Annotated in this window: 8 protein-coding genes and 3 pseudogenes; 1 reads left to right on the forward strand and 10 read right to left on the reverse strand. The window is 61.3% G+C overall.

The window, feature by feature from the left end; translation table 11 throughout:
- Positions 1-488: 488 nt before the first annotated feature.
- From AC1DEZ_RS26120 to AC1DEZ_RS26135, 4 genes are all read right to left on the reverse strand, one after another.
- Positions 489-1502, reverse strand: coding sequence for a sugar-binding protein (locus AC1DEZ_RS26120; protein WP_441514423.1), 1014 nt, complete (start codon positions 1500-1502; stop codon positions 489-491).
- A gap of 39 nt (positions 1503-1541) precedes the next feature.
- Positions 1542-2567, reverse strand: a complete 1026-nt coding sequence (locus AC1DEZ_RS26125; protein WP_476781130.1) for an ABC transporter permease — start codon at positions 2565-2567, stop codon at positions 1542-1544.
- Positions 2568-2587: 20 nt separating this feature from the next.
- Positions 2588-3328: an ATP-binding cassette domain-containing protein gene (locus tag AC1DEZ_RS26130; protein WP_476781131.1), complete on the reverse strand. Its 741-nt coding sequence runs from the start codon at positions 3326-3328 to the stop codon at positions 2588-2590.
- Between the two features lie 743 nt (positions 3329-4071).
- The gene (locus AC1DEZ_RS26135; RefSeq protein WP_476781132.1) at positions 4072-4446 is read right to left on the reverse strand and encodes a hypothetical protein; all 375 of its coding nucleotides are present in this window, start codon (positions 4444-4446) and stop codon (positions 4072-4074) included.
- Between the two features lie 9 nt (positions 4447-4455).
- Here AC1DEZ_RS26135 and AC1DEZ_RS26140 point away from each other — a divergent pair.
- Positions 4456-4641, forward strand: a pseudogene (locus AC1DEZ_RS26140) (3'-5' exonuclease); the annotation flags it as partial.
- A 48-nt stretch (positions 4642-4689) separates the two neighbouring features.
- Here the strand turns inward: AC1DEZ_RS26140 and AC1DEZ_RS26145 are convergent.
- From AC1DEZ_RS26145 to AC1DEZ_RS26170, 6 genes and pseudogenes are all read right to left on the reverse strand, one after another.
- Positions 4690-4977, reverse strand: coding sequence for a PRC-barrel domain containing protein (locus AC1DEZ_RS26145; RefSeq protein WP_441513866.1), 288 nt, complete (start codon positions 4975-4977; stop codon positions 4690-4692).
- A gap of 952 nt (positions 4978-5929) precedes the next feature.
- Positions 5930-6639 (reverse strand): annotated as a pseudogene (locus AC1DEZ_RS26150) (SOS response-associated peptidase family protein).
- Between the two features lie 294 nt (positions 6640-6933).
- A complete protein-coding gene (locus AC1DEZ_RS26155) occupies positions 6934-7164 on the reverse strand; it encodes a hypothetical protein (RefSeq protein ID WP_476781133.1) in 231 nt (76 codons plus the stop codon).
- An 89-nt stretch (positions 7165-7253) separates the two neighbouring features.
- Positions 7254-7505: a hypothetical protein gene (locus AC1DEZ_RS26160; protein ID WP_441514545.1), complete on the reverse strand. Its 252-nt coding sequence runs from the start codon at positions 7503-7505 to the stop codon at positions 7254-7256.
- Between the two features lie 486 nt (positions 7506-7991).
- Positions 7992-8929 (reverse strand): annotated as a pseudogene (ligD, locus tag AC1DEZ_RS26165) (non-homologous end-joining DNA ligase).
- Between the two features lie 269 nt (positions 8930-9198).
- Positions 9199-10575: sulfatase-like hydrolase/transferase (locus tag AC1DEZ_RS26170; protein WP_476781134.1), on the reverse strand; the 1377-nt coding region annotated here is incomplete at its 5' end.

Raw genomic sequence — 10575 nt, forward strand, 5'->3', positions numbered from 1 at the left:
GGGGCAAACGTCCCCAGTCACCCAAAAAGGGGCTGATGATTCTCGCTCGGGCGGCAACGTTGACAATGTAAGAGCGACACCTCGGAGCTTCGATATACCGCCGCAGGACCACGCTGCAAATCACCCTCAACTGCCGATGGCTATCAAAGCTGGCACACGCCGATATCTGGACATTGGCAGATACCCATCTGTGGCTCGGGGCTCGGTGACCGCCCCGCTCCGTGAAGACTGGCCGTCCACCCAGAGGACGCGAAAGTGGCCCTTAGCCGCCGTTCGGAAAGTCCGCTTTCCGGCAATCCTGTCCTCGCGACGCCACTAGGGGTGAAGCTGGCCCTCTCCCGACATACGGAAGGTCTGCTTCCCGGCAAGGCATCGAACGCGCATTCGTAGGCGGGTTCATCCGGGGATCTCCAGCGCAGGTGCTGGAGCTTCGCAGTCCCAGCAGTCCAGCGCCGCCCCCGGATGAACAACCTTCATAGCTTCGACAGCTAGCTACCGGAGCCCACGCAACTTGCGACATTCTGCGGCGTGCAGACGTCGAGGCCAGTATAGGTGGGATCCTTCGGCGCGGGCTTGCCGTCCTTCATGTCCTTGAGGAACAGCATGGTCCTGTAACCCATCTCGAATGGGCGCTGACCAACTTGCCCCTTGGACAGGCCGGCCTTCAGAAGATCCATCTGGACGGGCAGCGTATCGGCGACGACGAGTGCAAGAGAGCCGTCGTCGATGCGGGCCTTATACTTCTCTGCGACCTTGCGATACGCTTGCGGGATGAACTGCGGGAAGCCGCCGGTCGGCACGAAAGCATCGAGCTTTGGGTTCTTGCCGAGCGTATCTTCCATCTGCTGCACCGAGAGCGGAAAATCGTCATTGGTGTAGAGCGGGCAACCTGCGACCTCGGTCCAGCCATTCTGGCCCGAGAGCCTCGTGCCGGGAGCGGAACCAGATTTCGCACCTGACAGCGTATCGCGGATTCCTTGCATGCGCTCGTTATGGTTTGCAGCAGCCGCGCCACCGGACTGGATGCAGATCGTCCCGCCCTTCGGCTTGATCTGCTGGACGAGCTTCGCGAGGTTGACGCCGATGTCATAGTTATACGTGCCGACATAGGCGGTGCGCAGAGCCTTGTCCTTCGCGAGCAGGTCTGAATCCCAGGTCAGGACCGGAATTCCCGCTTTCTTTGCGCCCTCGAGCGCCTTGCCCATCGCGGCTGCATTCGACGGAGAGACGGCGATGCCATCGACCTTCTTGGTAATGAGATCGTTGACGACCTGGACCTGTTCATCGCCGCCGCCATGCTCGCCGGGGCCGATATAGAGACATTCGATCGCGCCATTGGATTCCTTCTCGGCCTTCTTGCAGCCGTCCCGGGCCTGGTCGAAGAAGGGGTTGTTCATGTTCTTGGGAACCAGAGCGAAGACGTATTTCCTGCCCTGAGCCTGAACTTCTCCTCCAACAGCGAGCAGTGCGAGCGCGGCGACACCTAAAGTCAGCGTTTTCATGAGGGTCTCCTCCTGGTGGTTATGGTTGTCCGGCATTCATCATGCCGAACGCCTGCCGCGGATCCGCTGCAGCAGAACCGCCAACACGATGAACAGGCCGACGAAGGCGCCTTGCCAGTTGGCGTCGACGCCGGCCATGAGAAGAGAATTGCGGATCACCTCGATGAGCGCGGCGCCGATCACAGCGCCGTAGGCCCCGCCTTGCCCGCCCATCAGGTCCGCGCCGCCGATCACGGTCGAAGCGATCACGCGCAATTCGTAACCCTGTCCGAGCGCATTGATGGCGGAGCCCTGCCAGCCGACGATGAGGACGGCGCTCAGCGCGGCTGTCAGGCCCGAGACGATATAGGCCTGCAGCTTGATCCGCCGGACCGGCACGCCCGTCAGGCGGGCTGCGTTCTCATTGCTGCCGATGGCGTAGAGATAATTGCCCCAGCTCGTGAAGTTGAGAATGATGCTGAAGGTGACGGCCAGCACGAGCAGCACCCAGACCGGGTTGGCAATGCTGAAGATGGAGCCGCCGCCGATCGCATTGAAAGCGTCTCCCGAGGGACCGAATTCGTAGATCATCTTGTTCTGAGACAGGACGATGGCAAGCGAGCGGGCTCCGGACAGCATCCCGAGCGTGACGACGAAGGCCGGGAGGCCGACATAGGAGATCAGGACGCCATTCACGACCCCGACGACCACTCCGGTGAGAAGACCGGCGAGGATTGCGAGCGCCCAATGCCCCTCGGCCTGGAGAACGAGGCCGCAGACGACGCCGGCGAGCCCCATGATCGACCCGACCGACAAATCGATGCCGCCCGTGAGGATGACGGCGGTCATGCCGATCGCCATGATGCCGATGAAGGCGAAATTTCGCGTGATGTTGAAGAAGTTGTCGGCCGAGGCAAACGCCTCCGGTTGATACCAGGTCATGGCTAGGGTCATGACGATGAGGGCGATCGTCACCCAGAAGGGCTGGCTGGAGAGCAGCCTCTCCCCAAAACTCCGCTCCCTGAGGCCAGTGACGTCCTCGATCGCGACACTGCCTTGAAGCGGGCGGGTAACGGCGCTCGACATGGGCGGCTCCTTGCGCAGCATCAGGCGGTCTGGATGGCCCCGGTGATCAATCCCGTGACCTCCTCAGGCGAACTCGACGCAATAGGCTTGTCGGCGACCTTGCGGCCTCGTCTCATGACGACCACCCGGTCGCAAACGGCGAACACGTCCGGCATGCGGTGACTGATGAGGACGACTGCGATTCCGCGATCCTTGAGCCGGTGGATCATATCCAGCACCTCGGCGACCTGACGAACGCTGATGGCCGCGGTTGGCTCGTCCATGAGCACCATCTTCGCGTTGGCAAGGCGTGTCCGTGCAATTGCCACAGCTTGGCGCTGGCCGCCGGACATCAGTCTCACGAGATCGCGGGGGCGGGTCTCAGACTTCAGCTCTTTGAACAGCTCGGCGGCGCGGGCGTACATCCCCTTGTAGTCGAGGACCGCAAGCGGACCGATGCGGCGTTTCAGTTCCCTTCCAAGGAATACGTTCGCGGCCGCGCTCAGATTGTCGCACAGGGCGAGGTCCTGATAGACAACCTCAATCCCCTCAGTCCGGGCATCAACTGGCCTGCAAAAGTGTTTGACCATGCCATCGAGGCGAAGCTCTCCCTCGGACGGAAGATAATTACCGGCGACAACCTTCACTAACGTCGATTTGCCCGCACCATTATCACCCATGAGGCCGACAACTTCACCTGCGTCAATTGCTAGATCGACGGCCTTTAGTGCCTCGATCGCACCGAAGTGCTTTGAAATTCCCCGAAGTTCCAGCAGAGGCATAGGTCTATTCCTTATGTTTCGGGCGATCTATATTTGTTTAAACCATAATTCAGATAATTTTTATAAATCATATTCAATTATATTAGCTTATGTGATAAATGATTTAAACAATTATTCAAAATATCTGATGTTAATTTTTATAGCCGTGCATTTACATAACCGATCGCCAGCCGCCGCGTCGTCGAAATAGCTGAGCTATTCGCCACATCACATTTGCAGTCCATTCTCTTCAGACCGCGCCGAGCATTCGGAGCGCAGTCATCGGCGCGAACCTCGATGACTCCATAGCTAATGCCTAGAACGCGGGCGTCTGCTGTGCCTCAGGCTCTTTCGCAAATCGTCCTCGCAGAATGCTTCCAGCGAAATCCTACGCTCAACAGACGATTTCGTCATTCAGGTAAAGGCGTTCGTCTGCCTTCTCCCGCCCGTCTGGCGGGGCGGGACCGGCATTCAGAGAGCCTCCACCCTCCTTGCAGCCGGCATGACGTGGCCAGCCGCTTTCCCAATTGTCGGGCACGCGCGACCTCTGCGCATCCTCGTCCTGTTGTTCGTCGCCGGCGGTTTTTGACGGGGATCACCGAGATCTGTTGATCGTCGCGGTCCCCCGGCTACCTGCGCTGCCATTCAGCCCGGAGTCGCACAGGCAATGGCTCAACGTCCGGTCATGGCGCTCTGTGTCTTGTCGCTTTCGGCAATGCTACTGCTGTGGAAGTCCCGCCTTGTGGCTAGTCAGGCAGCGGGCGTTAGCGGCTGCGTGTTAGGCTGCGCAACGCCAGACATGCGGCGTCACGAAGTTCAGAACCGCTGACGCCTCCTCGCGCCGCCACCTTGAGACCCGAGCGCAGCATCAGCAACATCCTGCCGGCGGCGTCGGCGTCGAGCCTCTCGTCGAGTTCGCCGTCTTCCATACCAGCGCGAACGCGAGCCGCGAATGCCTTGACCAAGGTCATGCTGGCAGCTTCGTTGAGAGCATTGATTTCAGGGTCTGCGCGGCTGAACTCGACGATCGACCCAACGCCCAAGCAGCCGCTTTCGACGTCATCGCTGGAACCCAGTCCGACGAGAAAGGCGGTTCCGATACCTTTGGCCGGCGACCCTTTCGCCAGGGCCTCGTGCATCTGCGCTGCTTCATCGCCGAGAAGGTTCTGGAGAACCGGGAGGGCGGCTCGACGCTGAAGCAACAGGCGGTGCTGTTTCGCGCCTCCCATCACAGCGGTCCGCTCGAAATCGAGCTCACGCGCCGGAACATCCCGTTCGTCAAATTCGGCGGTCTCAAGTTCCTCGACAGCGCCCATATCCAGGATCTGTTGGCCTGCTGCGGAAGGGCATTCTCCCACGCGCGCGCCCCTGGCTCAACGACCTTAGAGGTCGACATGCTCAGGCATCGCTTTCAACTGCTCCTTGGTCCAGGTGGTGACGGCGAGGACGTTTCCATCTGCATCGCGCATGAACTCGAGATCGCTGATCGGTACGCCGACGTGCTTGGCCCCAATGCCGAGGAAGCCGCCAACATCCATCACGACGTGGCTCCCGTGGACATGTGACACCGCTCCGATCTTTTCATCGCCCGGCCCGTAGATTGTGGCCCCTTCAAGGATAGGCGCGGTCAGCTGACTGCTGGCGAGACGAATATGGCTGGAATGGTCCATTGTGTGCTCCTCATGTTCGAAAACGAATCGAACGTGCGGGGGCTCAGCACGTTCCCCGCCGCACCCGACCACCCTTGCCCTAACGGCGCTCGTGTTCGTTGTGATCTACGGGTGGCCGAGCGGGGCGTGGCGGTGAGCCGAACCGCAGTCCGCTCTTCAGCCCGCCACCCGGACTTTCCCGGTGGGCCTAGGGCGGCCGCCGACCCGAGGGCGATGGACGACGAAATTCGAGGCGAGCGGCAGGCTAGGGTTATCGTCTGGCAATCAGGAGTGTTAAGCGTCCGCGGGGGCTGGTCTCTGCCGATAGAACATTCGTTGGCGACAGCTGCTTTGCCCGAAGAGCGGAAACAATGCTCGGGACTGCCTCAATCGCAATCCTAAGTTTCTGAAGTTCGGCCTCACCCTTCTCCGCGACGTCACGACGGATCTGCACCTGCTTCGCCCTTGGCAGCAAACTAATGTCAACAATTGCGATTGGTTGGTTTCTCAGGGAGCCAGATGGGCTTGCGGGGTCAGTCAGCGGCCGTTCAAACGACGATTCATCCAATTCCTGAGCACTGGCGCCGACCAGGGCGAGAGAGAGGCCAGCCACTACGAGCGTGAGCGTGTGCATGAGGCCGACCTCTGGTGTATCGACTGCGTGGTGCGCTTCCACGCGGCAGCTCAAGACTGAGCCGGGTCATTTCAAAAGCGGGAAGATCTCTGGCCTGCCTGGCGGGACGGTGGCCACCCTTCGCCAGCAACACGAGCATTAGGCACGTGCGGCGAGGAAGCTTTGCGCCTTTTAGCGGAGGGAAGCGAATCCGGCGGGGTCACAACTCCGTTAGTTCTCAGCCCATCGAGCGAAGCTGCCGTCGAACGTTTAGAGGAGTGTCGAAGGCCGATGAAAAGCCGCCCGCCGGCCCTGGAGGGCCAAATTCTGGGGGTTGGCTTCGCCCGCGCCGCGGAGCTTCTAGAGCAAGGATGTCGCCGGTTGATTGGCCTCGGGTTCGCCGCCGTCCTTCTTCACGCCACGCGCCACGACGTTCAGTGCCCCGTCGGGCAGTGGCCGTTGGAGCGCCCTCGCCTCCTCCCAAGGTGGGGTCATCCAAGCCTCGCACTCCTCCGGCGTCGTCAGGATCACAGGCATCGCCTTGGGATGGATGGCGCCAACCTCTGCGTTCGGATCAGTCGTCAGGAAGGCGTAGAGGTCGATCGTTTCCTCGCCGTTCTTGATCTTGCGGACGCTGGTCCATTGCGGCGCCCAGATGCCGGCGAAGTAGGCTGTCGGACGTTCCTCTCCGAACGCGAACCAGACATCCTGCTTCGAGCCCCAGTCGAGTTCGCTGAACGAGGTGAACGGCACAAGGCATCGGCTTTCGACGCCGAGCCAGCGCTTCCAATGCGAGCCTGAGATATTGTGGACGTTTGTCGTTCCGCTGTCCGGCTCCATCCGAAGGAGTTGGTCGAAGTCGACCTCCTTGCCCTTCGCCCGTAGCTTGTCGGCGCGCATGGTCGCGGCGTGAGCTGCGCCTTCTTGGACGACGGCATGCCCCACCGCGTCATCGTGAGCGTCGGAGCGCTCCCCTCGTTGCGAATAATCGGCGCCGAATAATCCGGGAAGATCCCCGGCTGCGGCACGACCTGCGCCGCCACGTCGAACTTCGCAAACAGCTTTCGCATCGCCTCGACGAGCTGAGCCCCATCATTGGCGGGGGCCAATCGGGAGGTCCGGCCGATATCCGGGCAGTAGGCTCCGCACTTCATGCCGTATTTCTGCGGCTTTCGGACCGGGTTGTCGTACCGCCAAGGGCATGGGTTGCGAAACAGCGCGACGAGCTGAGCAAGCGTCGCATGCGCGCCGTAGCGCCAGGCCAACGAAGCCAGCCGAGCGTCCCCACTACGCTGGCAGTAATGGCAGCGGAAGCGCACGAAATCCCGCAGCTCGGTCTGGTTGTTCGGCGGGTTCGTGCTCGGTCATTGTTTAGGCTCGCGAACCGGCCGCGCCCCCTGAGAGAACACCCCGCGTAGAAAGCCGCGCGAGACCGAGCGATCGGCGTCCGCCAGCAGCACGATGAAGTCATGCGCCAGGGCGCGCAGGGCCCCCGCCTTGCTGCCGTGTTCCTCCAGCAGCATCGAGACGATGCCGGTGATTTCCGCGTCCAGCGTGGTGTCTTCACCATGCTGATCGGCTGGCCGGCCTGACATTGCTCTTGTCCTCGAGATATGAGAACAAAATGAGAACGGGCTTTCCGGGAGTCAACCCATAAACGTCGACACCTTCTTCCTCCAGCCCTTCAAAGACCCATCGGAAGAAGCTGGTTCCGGCCCAGCGCGTCCCGGCGAAAACGAAATACCACGCGCTGAATGAGGGCGAGCGCCTGGGCCGCACCGCCGAGGGCGTCGCGGTTGTGCATGTGGTCGCGGACGATGAAACCGGAGAAGTCGCTTCGATCGACGTCCTCGCCCGCCATGGCGCGATTGCCGAGGAGTTCAAAGAGCAGATCAGGGCTCTGTAGGACCGGAAGGTTTATCGCGATGATGGCCATCGCCAACATGCGCGAGAACGGGACGCGCTACATCACGCTGATCGAGTGCGGTTAGCATGTCGACGGGTGGCGTAGAAGGCGCCTGAAATCGGCGCTACCGCAGGTTGGGCCGATTGCCCGCGCCCAGCATAAGATCTAGCAGAACCCCCCGCTCAGTCGTCCTCTTCATCGTCCCAGCGACGACGATAGTCGCGACGCCTCCTCTCCCGCTCCCAATCCCGCTCGCGTTCGTACCGGTTCCTGCGATAGCGGTCCCTGTCGTCTTCCCACTCATGAGGCCGACGATCATAGGGTACGTAATACTGCGCGTATGCGGTCTCTGCGGCGACCGCGCTCGTTACAGCTCCGCCTATCAGAGCTGTGAGGAAAGTTCGCCGATTCATTGTTGCTCCCCTCGGGTTGGTACAATTTCGGTCGGCATGCGGTGGTAGAGAAACTGACCATGATTGAAGCGGTTCCGAGTATTTTTCGGGTGCGCAAGGCCCGCTAGCGGATCTGGTAGACGTCGACATGATTGGCGTCCTCTCGCAGCCCCTTGTAGGAGGCATGCCGTAGCTTGCCTTCATCGGTCCAGGCGCGGAACTCGATCTCGGCCACAAGGGCCGGCGCCAGCCATAGGCGGCCCTTCGTGTGCCCTTTCATGATTACGGCTGGCCTCGGGACGATGAGCTGCTCCATCTGCTTTCGCAGCGCTCTTGCGCTGGCGTCCGTGAAGCCAGTTCCGACTCCTCCGACATAGTCAAGGTTGTCCCCTTGGCGAGCTGCGAGGAGCAGCCGGCCCACCCCACCGAGCGCGACCATCGACGGCTCATAGCCGATGATGACGAAGCTCTCGGACTGGACGCATTTGATCTTGAGCCATTCCCCGCCGCGGCCAGATCGATAGGCAGCCGAACGCCGCTTCGCGATGATGCCCTCGAGCCCCATCTCACAGGCGAGCATCAGGAAAGCGGGGCCATCGGCCCTCACATCCTCGCTGAAGCGAATCGCACCATGGGCTGCACCATTGAGGACGTCCGCCAGGATGTCGCGCCGCTCACCATAGCCCAGCGCCCGCAAGTCATGGCCGTTAAGGTAGAGCAAATCAAAGGCATAGAGAATTGCTGTCGAGGCGGGAGCGCTTCCCCCCTCGTCCACCAAGAGCTTTTTGAAGCGCGCTGAAATCCGCCGCTCCCCGATTGTCCCAGCACGACAGCCTCTCCGTCGAAGATCGCACTGTCCAACCCGAGGGCCTGGGCATCCTTTACAGCCAAGCGATAGCCGTCCCATTTGACCTCGTACGACCAGTCATCGCTGCGCGGAATCTTGCGGCTCAATAGCGCCAGGCATGGCTCGACGCGTTCAGGCATGGGATCGGTGAAGAGCTCGCGCTCGATCTTCTGCCGGCGGCTGAGCGGCGGCCCCTTGACGGTGTCGACGCCCAGCCCGGTCTAAGAACCCGACGCGCACAATCATCGAGTGATCTCTGCATAACAAAAAGGCTCGATCCCCTTTCGGAGACCGGGCCGAGTTTAGGGAGGGACCGGTTAGGCCGGCAGCCATCTTGCGGCGGTCAGCCGCTCGATTTCACGATCGGCCGGTGCGCGATCGACCCGATCCTTAGTCTCCGGCCGCGCCGCACGCGAAAATCCTTCTGAAACTTTGAAGGATCGAGCGCCCGGCGCGCGACCAGTTGGGCAGCTTTTGCTGGCGATCAGTCGGACCGGCCTTTCGCATTCTTGATCTGATCGATGACCTGATCGAGGTTGTAACTCGCCGGGTCCTGCATCGGCGGGAACTCCTTGTAGGAGAGAAGTTCCTTCATCCACAGCGCCTGGCCGATCGGCAGCATGTTCCAATCGTAGATGTAGGCAGTGGAGGGCGAGCCGATCGTACCACCCATACCCATGAGCGTCTTGTACTGCGAGCCGATCGAGGTCTCAAACGGGTCGCGCTTGATGTTGACGACTTGGGCCCAGTGAAATGGCTGCACGCCCGAGACAAAGCCGGCGGGCGAATCCGACACCATCGCAAAGTAGATCTTCCAGTTCTTGTAGCGCACCGCCGACGGCTCTTTGCCGGAATAGTAGAAGAACGTGTCGCGCGCCGATTTTTCTGACCGTCCGAGCAGGTATTCGGTCTGGTCGACGCCATCGAGCGTGGTCTTGACGATGCCGGGATAGCTGCCAGCCCTGATGCGCTGGTTCAGAGCATCACCCTTGTCTCCGCCGGCCAGGTTGACGAGCGTGGGCAGCCAGTCGAGTGATGCGAAGATGTCATTCTTGACCGTCCCCGCGCGGATGCCACCGGCTGGCCAGCGGACGAGCAGCGGTACGCGCATGCCGCCTTCCCACGTGGTCAGCTTGCCGCCCTTGAACGGCGTGGTGCCGCCATCCGGGAAGGTGATCGTCTCGGCGCCGTTGTCGGTGGTGAAGACGACGATCGTATTGTTGAGCTGACCCATGTCCTCGAGCTTCTTGAGCACGACGCCAATATTATCATCGAGTTGCTTCATGCCGGCTTCGTTGAGGCCCCAATCCTTGCCGCCGGGTTCGCCGATCATCGCCTCGTATTTCGGCGACAGAACCGTCGTGATGTGCATGCGCGCCGGGTTGTACCAGGCGAAGAATGGCTTGTTGGTCCGTCGGGGATCGTTGCGCTCAAGTAAGTCGACCACCTTGGCCGAGATTTCCTCGTCCACCGTCTTCGAACGCTCCAATGTCAGCGGCCCTTCGTCCCGGCAGGTCTGGTTGGCCGCCGTGCCATCGGATGACGTGCAGAACATCACCGGACGCGGCGGCGTCAGGCAGACCGAGGTTCGTGGGTCCACCGCGCCGGCAACCGGCGGAATACCCGGGATCGTCGTGTTGATGCATGGCGGAGCAACGGTCTGCTGGGAAGGGGTCTTGTTGATGTCGGGGAAGCTCACGCCCTGCATCGCGTCGAGGTGATACAGATAGCCCCAGAATTCCTGGAAGCCGTGCGCGGTCGGCAGCGCGTCGGTATGATCGCCGAGATGGTTCTTGCCGAACTCGCCGGTGTTGTAGCCGAGGTCGAGCAGGAACTTGGCCAGCGCCGGGGTGCCGGGCCG

The sequence above is a fragment of the Allobosea sp. 10L422 genome, assembly GCF_056395345.1.